16 protein-coding genes are annotated in these 15096 nt (G+C 64.5%); 1 reads left to right on the top strand and 15 read right to left on the bottom strand.

Annotated features, from left to right (window positions below):
• Positions 1–99: 99 nt before the first annotated feature.
• The 13 genes from CYJ22_RS05460 to CYJ22_RS05400 all read right to left on the bottom strand — a co-directional run bounded on the left by CYJ22_RS05460 (position 100) and on the right by CYJ22_RS05400 (position 10137).
• Entirely contained in the window at positions 100–747 is a 648-nt protein-coding gene (locus tag CYJ22_RS05460) for a TetR/AcrR family transcriptional regulator (RefSeq protein WP_007587779.1), read from the bottom strand.
• 139 nt (positions 748–886) lie between these two features.
• Positions 887–2038, bottom strand: a complete 1152-nt coding sequence (locus CYJ22_RS05455) for a hypothetical protein (RefSeq protein WP_231283982.1) — start codon at positions 2036–2038, stop codon at positions 887–889.
• A gap of 224 nt (positions 2039–2262) precedes the next feature.
• The gene (locus CYJ22_RS05450; RefSeq protein ID WP_101601754.1) at positions 2263–3261 is read right to left on the bottom strand and encodes a hypothetical protein; all 999 of its coding nucleotides are present in this window, start codon (positions 3259–3261) and stop codon (positions 2263–2265) included.
• Positions 3262–3499: 238 nt separating this feature from the next.
• Positions 3500–4225, bottom strand: coding sequence for a hypothetical protein (locus CYJ22_RS05445; RefSeq protein ID WP_243390461.1), 726 nt, complete (start codon positions 4223–4225; stop codon positions 3500–3502).
• Between the two features lie 34 nt (positions 4226–4259).
• Entirely contained in the window at positions 4260–4451 is a 192-nt protein-coding gene (locus CYJ22_RS05440) for a hypothetical protein (RefSeq protein ID WP_007587810.1), read from the bottom strand.
• A gap of 80 nt (positions 4452–4531) precedes the next feature.
• Entirely contained in the window at positions 4532–5527 is a 996-nt protein-coding gene (gene thiL / locus CYJ22_RS05435) for a thiamine-phosphate kinase (protein ID WP_101601656.1), read from the bottom strand.
• 46 nt (positions 5528–5573) lie between these two features.
• Positions 5574–6422, bottom strand: a complete 849-nt coding sequence (locus CYJ22_RS05430) for a TrmH family RNA methyltransferase (protein ID WP_101601653.1) — start codon at positions 6420–6422, stop codon at positions 5574–5576.
• 3 nt (positions 6423–6425) lie between these two features.
• On the bottom strand, positions 6426–6806 hold the full coding sequence (rplT, locus tag CYJ22_RS05425; RefSeq protein WP_007587751.1) for a 50S ribosomal protein L20: 381 nt from the start codon (positions 6804–6806) through the stop codon (positions 6426–6428).
• A gap of 27 nt (positions 6807–6833) precedes the next feature.
• Positions 6834–7028 (bottom strand): 50S ribosomal protein L35, encoded by a 195-nt coding sequence (gene rpmI, locus CYJ22_RS05420; RefSeq protein WP_003792667.1) that lies wholly within the window; start codon positions 7026–7028, stop codon positions 6834–6836.
• A gap of 36 nt (positions 7029–7064) precedes the next feature.
• Positions 7065–7688 (bottom strand): translation initiation factor IF-3, encoded by a 624-nt coding sequence (gene infC, locus CYJ22_RS05415; RefSeq protein ID WP_269501468.1) that lies wholly within the window; start codon positions 7686–7688, stop codon positions 7065–7067.
• Positions 7689–8003: 315 nt separating this feature from the next.
• Positions 8004–8771: an SseB family protein gene (locus tag CYJ22_RS05410; protein WP_101601651.1), complete on the bottom strand. Its 768-nt coding sequence runs from the start codon at positions 8769–8771 to the stop codon at positions 8004–8006.
• The gene (locus tag CYJ22_RS05405; protein WP_101601649.1) at positions 8768–9493 is read right to left on the bottom strand and encodes a HisA/HisF-related TIM barrel protein; all 726 of its coding nucleotides are present in this window, start codon (positions 9491–9493) and stop codon (positions 8768–8770) included. The genes CYJ22_RS05410 and CYJ22_RS05405 overlap by 4 nt, the downstream gene beginning before the upstream one ends.
• The gene (locus tag CYJ22_RS05400; RefSeq protein WP_007587778.1) at positions 9490–10137 is read right to left on the bottom strand and encodes a hypothetical protein; all 648 of its coding nucleotides are present in this window, start codon (positions 10135–10137) and stop codon (positions 9490–9492) included. Before CYJ22_RS05400 ends, CYJ22_RS05405 begins: the two co-directional genes overlap by 4 nt.
• 92 nt (positions 10138–10229) lie before the next feature.
• On the opposite strand from CYJ22_RS05400, the gene CYJ22_RS05395 reads away from it, so the two are divergent.
• A complete protein-coding gene (locus CYJ22_RS05395) occupies positions 10230–10460 on the top strand; it encodes an RNA-binding S4 domain-containing protein (RefSeq protein WP_060567462.1) in 231 nt (76 codons plus the stop codon).
• 54 nt (positions 10461–10514) lie between these two features.
• Here CYJ22_RS05395 and dnaE read toward each other — a convergent pair whose 3' ends face one another.
• Both dnaE and CYJ22_RS05385 read right to left on the bottom strand, forming a co-directional pair.
• Positions 10515–14057 (bottom strand): DNA polymerase III subunit alpha, encoded by a 3543-nt coding sequence (gene dnaE, locus CYJ22_RS05390; RefSeq protein ID WP_101601646.1) that lies wholly within the window; start codon positions 14055–14057, stop codon positions 10515–10517.
• 130 nt (positions 14058–14187) lie between these two features.
• Positions 14188–15093 carry an RluA family pseudouridine synthase gene (locus CYJ22_RS05385; RefSeq protein WP_101601749.1) on the bottom strand — a complete coding sequence of 302 codons (906 nt, stop codon included), beginning with the start codon at positions 15091–15093 and terminating at the stop codon, positions 14188–14190.
• Positions 15094–15096: the final 3 nt, after the last annotated feature.

Here is a 15096-nt window from a genome sequence, read left to right as displayed (position 1 = left end):
AGGGACCTAAGCCCCAAATCCCGCGAAACACTCACAACGCCAGATCATGAGTGTTGCTTCTCACATAAGGCCCGTCGCCCTACGCGGCGACGCCCCGCCTCACTCGGGGCGAATGAGCCACCGCTCTTTCATGTCAACGGCGACGCCAGCCATGACCTCGTGCATATTGAGCGTACGACCACCGTCCGCGCGCGAGCAGAGCCACTGGACCTGAAGCCCGTCCGATATCGCAACGAGGCGGCGCGCGATCTGCTCACTCGGAGCGTCCTCACGCACCTCGCCCGTGGTCTTGCCGTGCTCGAAAGCCTCAACGAGGTAGGAAATCGCACCGATGAGGTGCTCGCGGAACCAGGGGTGCGCCTGATGCTTCGAATCGATGACGGCGGCCGACATCGCCGTGTAGAGAGCCACGCCGTCGGGGTGACGCTGGTTGTGCGCCACCATATCCACCCAGGCGTCCAGCGCGGCCTCGGCCCCCTCCTCGGGGCGCGGGAGTCGGCTGACTATGCGGCGATCACGCTCATCCAGGACTGCGGCGAGCAGCTGGTCCTTCGAGGAGTAGTGATGCAGGAGCCCCGCCTTCGAAATATCGGAGGCGCGCGCGATGTCTGCAAGCGAGGTTGCCACGTAGCCCTGCGTTGAGAAAAGGGTCAGTGCCTCCGACAGGATGCGCGCCTTCTTATCCTCGCTACCGGCCTTCGGACGGCCGGGCCGACGGGTGCTCGTTGCCTTAGCATCGTTGCTCATGCGGGCTGCTCCATGTTCATTGTGACAGAGTTACCAAAAACCCATCATAGCGTGCAACCGCCTACGCGCCACCGGGTATGCGAACTTCTTTCGTCGAGTCCGCATACCCGGTGCGTCGATAGTCTCATTCGAGGCCTTACTATCCGAATCGAACATCGAACTGGGGCTTGCCCGACGCGTCCAACTCGGGGATTCCGTCCTTATCGGTCTTCAGCTTCGCGGTCACGCGAAACGTCATGTCATGCCGCTTCGACCCGCTCAAGGTGCCCTGGATCGTGTACGTCGGCTCGGCGACGTACACACCCCCATCCGCCACACTCACGGTCGTGGGCATCGTCTTGAGCTCCAGGAAGGACAGTGGCCGAGAACTAATCGCACCCGGGCAGGCGGTGTCAGTGCGGCCAGAGACGGTCGCACACGAGTTGATCAGCGGACCCATAGCCTCGAGCGCGGCGGCAGCCACCTTGTCGTTATAGACGCCCTCCAGGTACACCCGTGGGCCGGTGCGCGTGCTGTCAAAGTCCTCGTTACCTCTAACCAACACCGTCTGGGGCTCAGCGTCGATATACTCGCCCGTCTCCTCCGGGGTGACTGTGTAGACGCCCGGGTAAAGCACGATGTATGCACTGGAGGATTCCGTCAGCGTCGCGACCGACATCTTTTCACCACCGATCGAGAAATGCGTGACCTTTCTTGGCTCCACAAACACCCGCTCAATCATCGCGTTCTCAATCTTCCAGTTGGTCACCAGACCAAAGGTCTTCTTCTCCTCACTGACGCGGAACCAATGGGTGAAGCGTTCGCCGCCGAGGCGTATCGTCGCCTCCACCACGCGCTCCTTGGAGTTCTCCTCGTCGTCAACAGTCACGTCCTCCACCTCGATGCGGGCACTCGCCGAGGCCATAACCTTGTCGGAGAGGAAACCACGCTGGTCGTCGGGCAGCCCCGGATCAACCATCGCCGTCGCAGCGCTGGCCTTACCGTCCGCGAGCAGATCAAGATACTGGCGCACCTTCGCCTCGGGCGTACTCGTCCAGTTCGCAACAGTGAGGGCAATGGTTCCGACGATGACGACAGCAACGAGGGCCACAGCGCCCACGACGATGCGCTTGATACGACGGTGGCCCGTGTCCGACATCGGCGTGACCGTCACCCCGGTCTGAGGAACATCGGCCGCAGGGTCGGCCGCGTACTGGGGGTTGCTAGGAGTAGAAGGAGGCGTCGGAATCCCCGAAGGGTCCGGGGGCGAGGGCACCGCGCCTTGATTCGAGTCGTACTGCCGCTGAGACATTGCTCGTCCCCCACTCTCTTCCGCACAGATGGAATGCCCCCGACACGGTCGAATACTCGCCCAATGGCGCATCGGAGCCGCTAAATTTTCTCATACGGTATTTATTTCATCAACTGAATAATTGATGCACGAACGCATGGAAAACGCACGCGTGTCATCCCACCATGAGAAAGCGACGCCCCACCAAGGTTCCCCCGCCTGCACAAGGAGGTTTCGCGGCGGATTCAGCGCTTCTGCATCGTCACGGTGATGTTCGGTTTCCCGTCGATATCAACCTCCGGAATACCGTCCGCATTCATGATGACCGTTGCCTGTACGCGGACCGTCAGGTCGTGCACCGAGCCGTCCTGATAACGGAAGACGGCGTCTTCAAGCTCGTATGTTCCATCATCACTGGCGCTAGTCAGCGTCTGCGGTGAGCTCAGCAGCTCAATCCCCGTCACCGCTGAGGACCGCAGCTCAACTGGGCAGGAGGGACGCATGTTTGTCCCGAGTGTCGCGCAGTCCTGTAGGTTCTTGTGCGCAACGCGAAGGACATCGCCCCGCAAAGAACTCGCCAGTTGCCCGTTGAAAGACACGGATGTCGTCTCATAAGACGAGGCATGTGATCCGTTCTCCACAACCACCTGAGTTGCTTGAGCATTCACATACGGTCCAAGGCCTTCCGGCTGGAAGGTGTAGACGCCCGGAAAGAACAGATATTCGACCGGAGAAGAGTCGGAAGAACCGGCGTTTGCTGACACGCCACCGACGCTAAAGGAAGGAACGCGCAGACCAGAGACGGGAACCTTGACAAACAAGCCATCACGTATCTTCCAGACAGACGAGTCACCTTTTTCCTTGTGCCGTCGCTCCAGCGAGAAGGTATGAGTAAAACGGTCGCCATTGAGGCGCAGCGTTGCCGTCACTTCCTTCGTGTCGATGCCTCCATCGCCATAGGTCGGCTCACTGACCGATTCGACGACAATCCGAGATGAGGCGGCCGTTAGTACCTCGTTCGTCAAAAACAGACGCTGTTCGTTCGGGATGCCCGGGTCGACCATCGCCAGCGCGCCCGCTGCATCCCCCTCGGCCAAGAAGCTGAGATACCGACGCACCTCACCGTCGGGGGTTCCTTCGACGCGCTCGATTACCCACACAACCGGCATGAGAGCGAAGCTGAGGGCGAAGAGAGCAACGATTCCGACAAATGTGTTCGCCTTCTTGCGGCGCTTGGGCTCCATTCCCCGATACGCTGCAAACAACATTCCGGCGGACCCAAGGTTGGATCCACTGTTGGGCACAGCTCCGGGAACGCCGAACTGCGGTACCGCCTTCTTCCTCCACATTGAGAAGCCCCTACATCCTCGGTAACTACTTCGTAGGGGTAGCGTACGCCATCACTGTCTCTCGCACAAAGAAACGCTGCGGGCTGTGTGTCCTTCCAAAGCGGAGACGACCTCGATGGCCTCCGACAGTCAGTTAGTTGAAGCGCACCGTCGTGTTTTCGGTGGCGGAGGTACCTGTCCCATCAATGGCGACGACCGTCTGGGGGTCGACACTGCCTCCATCACTTCGACCTTCGGGCGTCAGGGTGTAGACACCGGGGAAGAAATAGTACTCCTGCCAACCTGTCGACAGCGGCTCGACGCCCGCGGAATCACCGGTCACGCTAAATCCGGGGACTCCATCACCCGTCACGGCCACGTGCACCAACAGATCGTCGAACAAGTACCACTCCTCCGGACGGTCCTTCGTCGGCTTATGGTGATAGACGGTGAAATCGTGAGTGAAACGCTCGCCGTTCACGCTCATCGTCGCCCGCACCGTCGCGCGGGAGACCACGCTCCATTTACTGGTCAGGCTTTCGACCGATTCAATGGCGATACGAGAGTCCGAGGCCGACAAGACATCATTCGTCAGGAAACGCTTCTCGCGATCTGTCATCGGCCTCGTGAGCATCCCAAGCGCTGATTCCGCGTCCCCATCGGCGAGGTAGGTCAAGTACTGCCGCACGGTGTCTTCGGGATTTGTACGCGGCACATCCATCAGATAGAACACGCCGAACACGAATAGGCCGCAGATAACCACGAGGATGACTCGCACCTTGGTATCAGCCTTGCGCTGTTTCTGAGAGACGACAGGAGGCGGCGCCGAGGACCATCCTCCGACAGGCTGCCCCGGTTCGCCCACATGCATCGCGCTCATCGCGCCCTCTTTCCCAATGCTCCGCTACGAGGTCTCAGTCAACTGCGTCGTCGTTCGGATCAACGACGGGCAACGCCTTCGTCGGCGGCACGCATGCATCGCCCTGCAGCGCGGGTAGGGACAGGCCGGCGGTCGCCGGAATCTCCTCCGACGACTCCGCGAGCTTGCGTGCCACGCGCGACATCGGACGGGACGAGGCCTGGGAGCCTTCCGTCGCTCGATTCATCCTCACACTATTCCTCTCTGGCACCGATGCCATTCATGTCATCCAACAGCGAGGACGCGTTCCTCGCGGCCCACATCACACTAGTCTACGGAATCGGCAGCGAAATGATCCCATGCCCCGCGCAGGACCGCCCCATCCATCATCGCCTGAGGTTCTTCCTCAGCCCGGCATGCTCGCACCGCGCCGACAACGCGGAAACCATCGGGCAGCTGCGCATCCGGCGGGAAAACGGCGATCATGCCATGTTCCTCTCCCCCTTGCAGGACCCACCGCACGGGATCGACCGCGCAGACGCGGGCTGCGGGAGCCAGGTGGGATGCCTCCGCCTCGATGGCGTCACGATCAAACTCAATGACGACGCCCGAGGCCTGAGCGATGCGCGCTGCGTCCGTCGCTGGTCCATCCGACAGGTCCATCATGGCGCGAGCGCCCGCAGCCGCGGCAGCCACGCCAGAGCCCAGCGGAGGCCTCGGCGCACGGTACGTTCCAATGAAGGGCGCCAGATCGCCCAGCTGCGCTTCCCCTCGCGCTGACGGATCGACGTGCCCACCCTCCAGGAGATCGAGGCCCGCGTAGGAGTATCCAAGGGTGCCGCTGACCGCGACGACATCTCCGGGGCGCGCGCCATCACGGCGTACCACCGGGCCCGGGCAATAGCCGAAGGCCGTGATCGAAATGACGAGCTTCTCCCCCGCACTCAGGTCTCCGCCCACCACACCGGCTCCGACCTCGCGCGCGCGGTCCCCCAGGCCTCGAACAACGTCCAGGAAAACGTCCGCGTCCATGTCACGCGGAGCCACCACCGAGGCGACGAGGGCCGAGGGGCGTCCGCCCATCGCATCGATATCCGCGAGGTTCTGAGCGGCAACGCGCGCGCCGACCTCGTAACCGGTCGACCACGACAGGTGGAAATGCTGATCCTCCACCATGACGTCCGTCGTCACGATGAATGATCCTTCGGGAGCCGCAACCTGGGCGCAGTCGTCGCCGATGCCGATCATCGTGCGCTCGCCGCGCGGGAAAGACTCGCGGAAATGAGACACCAACTGTGCCTCGGATAGCTCAGCTAACTTCATAGGAACCAGACTAGTCGCGGGCGCAGCTGCGCGCCGCAAAGCCGCCTCAGTTCTCGACGCATCGCACAGTCTGGGAGGTAAAGAGGCAGGTCGCGGCCGCGCTGGCCACGTTGAGGGACTCCGCGTCCCCCGTCATGGGAATGGACACGAGGGCGTCGCACAGGCGCATCTCGTCGCCCGAGAGGCCACGTGCCTCGTTGCCGAACACCCACGCGTGCGACTGGGACAGACGCGAGCGCGCCGACACTCCCTGCACGAGGAGGTCGGACAGGCTGAGCGAACCGGCACCACCGCTGGTGCCCAGCAGGGCCGCGCTGCGACCGTGAATGAGTGCACGTGCATCCGCGAAAGACGGAACCACGCACACGGGAATGTGGAAGACGGAGCCGGCACTCGAGCGCACGACTTTCGGGCTCGCGGCGTCCACCGTGCCCGCGACGGCCACGACACCGACCGCACCGAATGCGTCGGCCGTACGGATGATCGTGCCGACGTTGCCGGGGTCGCGTCCCTGAGCGATCACGACGATCGTCTCACCAACGCTCGGCTCGGGCATCTCACGGGAAATCGCATCGAGTGAGGCAACCGCGCAGATGCCCTGCGAGTCCCCCGACAGGGCCACGGACACCTCGGCGGTCACCCGATGCACCCAGCGCGTCGCGCGCCAGGCGGCTTCCACAACGTCCGCGTGGGTGTCCCATGCGTCCTCGCGCACGTACACGTCACGCACCGCATCCGGTCGGTGCAGGGCTAGTTCGCGCACTGCCTGAGGGCCCTCGACAAGCATGAGGCCCGAGCGTGAACGCGCCGAGCGCCCGACCAGACCCGATACCCTACGCACGCGATCGGCGCGGGGATTATCGAGAACGGTCAGGCGCTCGGCGAAAAGGCTCACCTATCAGGCCTTGGGGGCGTTGATGTCGGCGGGCAGCGCGTCCTTGGCGACCTTCACCAGGGCGTTGAACGCGTTGATGTCGTTGACAGCCAGCTCGGCCAGCATGCGGCGGTCGACCTCGACGCCAGCCAGGTTCAGGCCCTGGATGAGGCGGTTGTAGGTCAGGCCCTGGGCGCGGGAGGCAGCGTTGATGCGCTGGATCCACAGACGACGGAAGTCGCCCTTCTTAGCCTTGCGGTCGCGGTAGGAGTAGACGAAGGAGTGAGTGACCTGCTCCTTGGCCTTGCGGTACATGCGCGAGCGCTGGCCGCGGTAGCCGGAGGCCTGCTCGAGTACGGTACGACGCTTCTTCTTGGCGTTGACAGAACGCTTAACACGTGCCATTTTCTACTGTTCTCCTCTTACTCGAGCTCAGATGCCCAGCATGCGCTTGACGCGCTTGACGTCAGCGGTCTCCAGGACCTGGTCGGTCGCCAGACGGCGGGTCTTACGGCTGGACTTGTGCTCCAGCAGGTGGCGGGCGCCGGCCTGCTCGCGCATGATCTTGCCCGAGCCGGTCGTGCGGAAGCGCTTCTTAGCACCGGAATGAGTCTTGTTCTTCGGCATTTCTATTCCTTCGTTGTGAGGCGATGGGTATCGCCGTCAGTCCTGTTCGTCAGCCTTGTCGGCTGCCACTCGGGCCTGGTCCTTGCTGGCGCGCTCCGCGCGCTTGCCCCGGCGCTCAGCGCGCTCGGCCTCGCGGCGCTTGCGCTGCTCAGTCAGGGCGTCAGCCTTGCGCTTGGTGGGGGCCAGCACCATCGTCATGTTGCGCCCGTCCTGACGGGGCATCGATTCGACGGTGGCAAGGTCACCAATCTCCTCGGCGAGGCGCTGCAGGAGGCGAACGCCAGCCTCGGGGCGAGACTGCTCTCGACCGCGGAACATGATCATGACCTTGACCTTGTCGCCGGCGGACAGGAAGCGCTCAACATGGCCCTTCTTGACGCCGAAGTCGTGATCGTCGATCTTCAGTCGGAAGCGGATTTCCTTCAGCTGCGTGTTCGCCTGGTTGCGGCGAGCATCGCGGGCCTTCTGGGCGGCTTCGTACTTGTACTTGCCGTAATCCATGAGCTTTGCGACGGGCGGCTTGGCGTTCGGCGCAACCTCAACCAGGTCGAGCCCGGCCTCTTCGGCCAGACGCAGCGCGTCCTCAACTCGGACGACGCCGACCTGTTCACCTCCGGGTCCCACGAGGCGAACCTCGGGGACTCGAATACGCTCATTGATGCGAGTCTCGCTGATGAGCGGCTCCTTCCACAGAATCCTTATGCGTGTAACGAAAAGCCTCCGTTACGCGACGCGCACGGAGGCTTCCATAGGGTCAACACACACGGGTGTTGACCGTCGTACCCGATCCCCTGCGCAACGCCCTTGCGGGCGGCATCCTCTCTGTCGAGAGGCGGGTATCCAGGTGGGATTTCTCCGCTTGCGTTCCGGGCTTTCGCCCAGACGGTCATATGTACTCTACCAGAAACAGCACAAGAGCGCCAGATCAGCAATCATTGCACGCCTCACGCTGTGCTGGGACTACTCGATGCCGATTCAGCGCAGCACGGGCGCGATCTCGACCCGGTCGGCCGCAGCGATGAGGCGCGGGTTCGACCCCAGGGCGTTCAGGGCGGCCGACAGGCTTTCTTTCATTGACGAGGCATCGGCCCCCTGCGCGAAAGACGTGCGATCCACGGACACGAGCACGCGCGTGAGTCCGTCGCCCGCGTAGGCGATCTCAACGTCGGCGATGGCCGGGCACGCCGCGGAGGCCTCGGCGAGCAGGAGCTCACGCAGAGCCTCGTCGCACCAGGCAGGCAACCACTCATCCCCCTGCGCGAGCGCGGCCACGGCGGGACGCGGCAGTAGCACCGCGTCGGTACCCGGGTTGACGACAATGCGCCCACCCGTCTCGACGAGGGCGGTCAGCCCGATCGTGCGGAAGTCCAGGGCCATCGGACGGTCACCGGGGCGGTGAGCGGACAGTGCCTGCGCCGACGAGTAGATCGCGAGCGCCTCCCCCGCAGGGGTCTGCGCGCGCACGAAGTCGATCGGATTATGACCGTTTTCGCCGGCGTGAACGCCCGTCACGCGCGGGTCTGGTTCGACGTCGATGGGAACGATCACGCGTTCAAAGACGAGAGCATCGACGAGCGCCTCAAGCCTGGCCGCCCCCGCGTCGCTCCCCTGCCCCAGCGCGAGCGCCCGGGCGGTCCGAGGAAGCCCCTGCCCCACGTCTGCACGGTCGTGGCTCATCATCGACAGGCGCTGCGCCAGTCGGTTCTTCTGTTCCTCGGTGAGAGAAGGTGGCGTGTGAGTCATGAGAGTTCCTCGTATCCGGCAACGTCCAGCGCATCGGCCAGAGTGAATGCGCCCTGGTACAGGGCCTTTCCGACGATCGCGCCCTCGATGCCGAGGGCACGCAGGGCTTCGATGTCGGCCAGGGAGTTGACCCCACCCGAGGCGATGATACGTGCGGGGGTCTGGTCCGCGACGCGGGCCAGCAGGTCTCGATTGGAACCATTCATCTGACCGTCACGAGTCACGTCTGTGACGACGAGGCGGGCCACACCCGCCTCATTCAGGACGCCCAGGGCTTCCCAGACGTTGCCGCCCTCGCTACTCCCGCCACGCGCGGCCAGGCGATCGCCGCGCACGTCCAGGCACACGGCGACGCGCTCACCGAAAGCGTCAACGGCCTCGCACACAGCGTCGATGTCACCCAGAGCCTGCGTCGCAATGTTGACGCGCTCGGGGCCCATCGCCAGCCCGGCCTCGATGGCCGCTCGGCTCGTGATGCCTCCCGACAGCTCGACGCGCACGGGAACCTCACGGATCACCCGGGCGAGCAGCTCAGAGTTTTCGCCGCGACCGAACGCTAGATCCAGGTCCACGAGGTGCACCCAGCGGGCCCCGGCCTCGTTAAACGAACGAGCGACATCAATCGGGCTCCCCCAGGAGCCCTCGTCGATCGATCCGGAGGACAGGCGCACGGCCTGACCATCCGTCACGTCGATCGCGGGCAGCAGTTCGAGGATCGTCATGATTGCTTGCGTCGCAGCCAACCGAAGGGGCCACCGCCCTGGCAGCTGCCGTCGGCGGCCACGGAATCCTTATAGTCGGCGGGCGTCGTACGACCCAGCAGGAGATCCTCCGTCGCCGCGGGCATTGCACCCAGCAGCAGGCCCGCGGGAATCGTCTCCTCGGGCTCGCCGCTCACGTAGCGCTGGGCGGAGATACGACCCGAGACGCCCGGCTCCACGCCGTCCCCCTCGACGAGCCAGCTCATGAGAGCGACCGCCCCGTACTTCGACAGGTTTGAGACGGCGCGGGCCACGCGATCCACCGCGTCGGGCATCGGACGCTGGCCGGTCAGCAGAGCGTCGAGTTCCTCCTCGTCGGTCGGCGTCGTCTCGACGCGCAGCCACACGGCGGTCCACGGCTTGAGACGCACGATCGACTCACGCACACCCGTCAGCGCGAGCAGCGAGTGCAGCGCCTCCGGATAGGAAATCGGGGCGAGCACGAGGGCAACCGACAGGCGGCCACCCTCCAGGTGCAGGGACTCGTCAACGGGAGTGTCGTCCGGATCGAGGGACGGCAGAGAATCGCCCGCGGCAGGCGTCGATCCCAGCGATGCAACCAGCGACTGGAACTCCGCATCGATATCGTCGTTGTGAGCGCTCACCGCTCCTCCTTATACTGTGTGTCTCTACCCAAGGATACTGTCCATCCACGCCCTCGCGCGTGATGCGCTCTCCACCAGCGAAAGGATTCACCATGAGCACACCGACGATCCCCGTGCGCGGGGAGATCAAGCTCGGCCAATTCGTCAAGCTCGCCTCCCTCGCGGAGGACGGCGCACAGGCCCGCGAACTCATCCAGGCCGGCGACGTGACTGTCAACGGCGAGGTGGAGACACGCCGCGGCCATCACCTGAGTGCCGGCGACCTCGTCGAGGTCGACGCCCCCTGGGGAAAGGCCTCCGCTATCGTCGGATCCGCCTCCTGAGCACGCCCGTCGACGACGCGAGCCGAGTCCCATCGGGGCCCGGCTCGCATCATATTAGGACGAGGTCACGACCCCACCCGCGCCGACGACTGCCTTGATGTGGCTGAAGAAGGCGCTCGTCTGTTCGACGCGCAGCTTGGGATCCAGCTCGACGACCGTCGTACGCCCAGGCTCCGTCAGGTGCAGGCGCACCGGGGAACCGCCGGGATAGGACTCGAGGACACCGCGCAGGTCGGTGAGAAGCTCGGGCGTGCAACGCGCGGCCGGCAGGCGCAGGTCGAGGGGCAGGTCCGCCCCACCTGACAGATCCAGGAGCGTCATCGACTGGCCGTAGATGGTCATACCCTCTTCGCGCACGTTCACCTTGCCCTCAATCTGGACGATGATGTCCTGCGCGAGGTAGGTCTGAATCGACTCGTAGGAGCGCGGGAAGAAGAGCACATCCACCGAGCCCGACAGGTCCTCGATGGTCGCGATCGCCCACGCGTTACCCTGCTTCGTCACCTTCGTCGTCACGCCCGAAATAAGGCCCGCGATCTTCACGACGCGGTCCGCCATCGCCCCGTCGGAGCCGACGACCTGGGCGATCTCGTAGTCTTGGTGGCGAGCCAGCGCTGCCTCCACGCCGCGCAGCGGGTGGTCGGAGACGTACAGGCCCAGCATCTCGCGCTCGGCCGCCAGCTTCGTCTTGCGATCAAACTCGGGGAGGTCCGGGATGTCGATCGTCAGACCCGAGCCCGTGTCCTCATCCTCCCCCAGAGCGCCGAACAGGTCGAACTGTCCGATCGCCTCGTTGCGCTTAACGTCGATGATCGCGTCCACGGCCTCGTCGCAGCGCGCGAGGAGGGCACGGCGCGTGTGCCCCATCGAGTCGAAAGCGCCGGCGCGGATGAGGGACTGGATCGTGCGCTTGTTGCACACCACCTGAGGCACCTTGTCCAGGAAGTCCTGGAACGAGGCGAACCGCCCCTTCTCAGCGCGGGTTTCCACAATCGCATCGACGACCGGGCCGCCCACGTTCTGGATGGCGTTCAGGCCGAAGCGGATCGCCTCGCCGTCAGGCGCAAAGTTACCCATCGACGCGTTCACGTCCGGAGGCAGGACCGTGATGTCCATGTGACGGCACTCCGCCAGGTACAGGGCTCGACGATCCTTGTTGTCCTTCGTCGAGGTCAGCAGGGCGGCCATGTACTCCGTCGGGAAGTTCGCCTTGAGGAAGGCCGTCCAGTAGGAGACGAGGCCATATGCGGCCGAGTGGGCCTTGTTGAAAGCGTAGGCGGAGAAGGGAACGACGACGTCCCACAGCGCCTTGATCGACTCCTCGGAGTAGCCGTTATCGACCATGCCCTGGCGGAAGCCCTTGAACTGCTGGTCCAGGACCTCCTTCTTCTTCTTACCCATGGCCTTACGCAGAATGTCTGCCTGGCCCAGCGAGTAGCCCGCCAGCTTCTGGGCGATCTGCATGACCTGCTCCTGATACACGATCAGGCCGAATGTCGTACCCAGAATGTCCTCGAGCGGCTCCGCCAGCTCCGGGTGGATGGGCGTGATCTCCTGGCGCCCGTTCTTACGCAGCGCGTAGTTCGTGTGGGAGTTCGCACCCATCGGGCCGGGACGGTACAGGGCGCCGACGGCCGAGATGTCTTCGAAGTTGTCGGGCTTCATGAGCTTGAGGAGGTCGCGCATACCGCCACCATCCAGCTGGAAGACGCCGAGGGTGTCGCCTCGTCCCAGCAGCTCGTAGGTTTTCTTGTCGTCGAAGGTCAGGTGGTCGAGATCCGGGTCCGGCTTGCCGTTGAGCGCGATGTTCGCAAGGGCATCGGACACGACGGTCAGGTTACGCAGGCCCAGGAAGTCCATCTTCAGCAGGCCCAGCGTCTCGCACGTCGGGTAGTCGAACTGCGTGATGATCGCGCCGTCCTGCGGGCGCTTCATGACCGGGATGATGTCGGTGAGAGTGTGGGAGCTCATGATGACCGCACACGCGTGCACGCCCCACTGGCGCGTCAGGCCCTCCAGGCCGAGCGCGTACTGGACAACCTCGTGCGTGTCCGGGTTCTCCTCGTAGAACTTACGGAACTCCGCGGCCTCGGCGTAGCGCTTGTCCTTCTCGTCGAAGATGCCGTGGACCGTGATGTCCTTGCCCATGATCGCCGGGGGCAGCGCCTTGGTGAGCTGCTCGCCGACCTTGAAGTCCTTGCCGAGGATACGCGCGGAGTCCTTCAGGGCCTGCTTGGTCTTAATCGTGCCGTAGGTGACGACCTGGCTGATGCGGTCCTCGCCGTACTTGCGCTTGACGTAGGCGATGACTTCGTCGCGCCTGCGTTCGTCGAAGTCGACGTCGAAGTCGGGCATCGAGATTCGCTCGGGGTTGAGGAATCGCTCGAAAATCAGGCCGTGCTCGAGGGGGTTGAGCTCGGTGATCTTCAGGGCGTAGGCCACCATCGAGCCCGCGCCCGAACCACGGCCAGGTCCCACGCGGATGCCCTGGGACTTCGCCCAGTTGATGTAGTCGGCGACCGTGAGGAAGTAGCCGGGGAAACCCATCTTGATGATGACGTCTTCCTCGTACTGGGCCTGCTTGCGCACGTCGTCCGGGATGCCGCTCGGGAAGCGATCGCGCAGGCCTCGCTCGACCTCCTTGATGAACCACGAGGTCTTGTCTTCACCCTCGGGCACTGGGAAGTCGGGCATGTAGTTGGCGCCCTCCTTCGTGGTCGTGAAGTGCACGTCGCAGCGCTCGGCGATCTCGAGGGTCGAGTCGCAGGCGCCGGGCAGCTCGCTCCACAGCGCACGCATCTCGTCCGAGGAGCGGATGTAGTAGCCGTCGCCGTCGAACTTGAATCGGTCGGGGTCGTTGATGCGCGAGCCCGAGTTGATGCACAGGAGCGCGTCCTGGATCTTGCGGTCCTCGCGCTTGACGTAGTGCGCGTCGTTGGTCGCCACGAGGGGCGCGTTCATGAGCTTGGCGATCTCGAGGACCTGCTGGTGGGTGCGTCGCTCGATGTCGATGCCGTGGTCCATGACCTCGACGTAGAAGTTCTCCGCGCCGAAAATGTCGCGCAGCTCCGCGGCCTCAGCCACGGCCTCATCCCACTGCCCCAGGCGTAGGCGCGTCTGCACGGCGCCCGAGGGGCAGCCCGTGAACACGATGAGACCCTCGTGGAACTGGCTGAGCAGCTCCTTGTCGGCGCGGGGCCACTTGCCGAACTGGCCGTCCGTCGAGGCGTAGGACCCCAGGCGGAAGAGGTTGTGCATGCCGGTCGTGTTATACGCGACCAGGGTGAGGTGGTTGTAGGAGCCGCCGGCGCTCACGTCGTCGGAGCGCTGCCACGGCTCGCCCCACAGGACCTTCTGGCGATCGAAGCGCGACGTCCCCGGCGTCACGTACGCCTCCAGGCCGATGATCGGCTTGACGCCCGCGTTCTTGCAGTTCGTGTAGAAGTCGAAGGCGCCGAAAAGATACCCGTGATCCGTCAGGCCAATCGCAGGCTGCCCGAGGCGAGCGGCCTCCTCCGCCATCGCTTTCGTCTTCGCCGCCCCGTCGAGCATCGAATACTCGGAGTGGTTGTGAAGGTGCACGAAGGAATCAGCCATGCGTCGATTCTACTGTCCGGGGCGCGCGCACCCACGGTGAACGCCCCGAGCGGAGCGGTCGTTCATCTCACGGCGTGACGGCTACGACGAGGCCGGGGCCGGGAAGCGGGCAAGCCTCGCCATCGGGGGATCAGTCGCGCGGGTGGCGCAGCTCCTCAAGGGCATCCGCGAGATCAGCCGGGTACGGGCTGGACACGCTCATCGGCATGCCCGTGCGGGGGTGGGCGAATCCGAGGCGAACGGCGTGCAGCCACTGGCGGGTGAGCCCCAGGCGCTCCGCCTGGGTGGGGTCGGCACCGTAGAAGGTATCGCCCACGCACGGGTGCCCGACAGCAGCCATGTGGACGCGGATCTGGTGGGTGCGTCCCGTCTCCAGGTGTACCTCGGTGAGCTGGGCGCCCGCCATGAGCTCGAGCGTGTCGTAGTGGGTGATAGCGCGCTTACCACCGTCGATGACGGCCATGCGCCATTCGCGGGAAGGATGACGACCGATAGGCGCATCGATCGTGCCCGAGGCCGGGTCGAGGTGCCCGGCCACAACGGCGTGGTACACCTTCTCAATCGTGCGTTCCTTGAACGCGCGCTTCATGACCGTGTAGGCGAGCTCGGACTTGGCGACCATCATCGCCCCCGAAGTACCCACGTCGAGGCGGTGCACGATGCCCTGACGCTCGGGCGGGCCGTAGCTGGTGATGCGATAGCCAGCCGCTTCCAGGTTCCCCAGAACCGTGGGGCCTTCCCAACCGGGGCCGGTGTGTGCGGCGACGCCGACCGGCTTGTCGACGACGACGATGTCCTCGTCGTCGTACAGGATCGCCATATCGGTGACCGGCGTCGGCTTGTTCTCGGGTTCGGGGATGCTCACCTCGATAATGTCCATAGCACCGAGACGATCGGACTTTCCCGCGCTCACGCCGTTAATGAGGACGTGTCCCTCCCCCGCCAGCTCCGCGCAGCGCGAGCGCGACAGGCCGAGCATGCGGGCCAGAGCAGCGTCGACCCTCTCACCCACGAGGGCGTCGGGGACGGGAAGCATACG

The organism is Schaalia odontolytica, from assembly GCF_002847525.1.
Taxonomy (GTDB): Bacteria; Actinomycetota; Actinomycetes; order Actinomycetales; family Actinomycetaceae; genus Pauljensenia; species Pauljensenia odontolytica_B.
The sequence above is the reverse complement of the archived record's forward strand: the minus strand, read 5'-3'. Positions and strand labels throughout refer to the sequence as shown.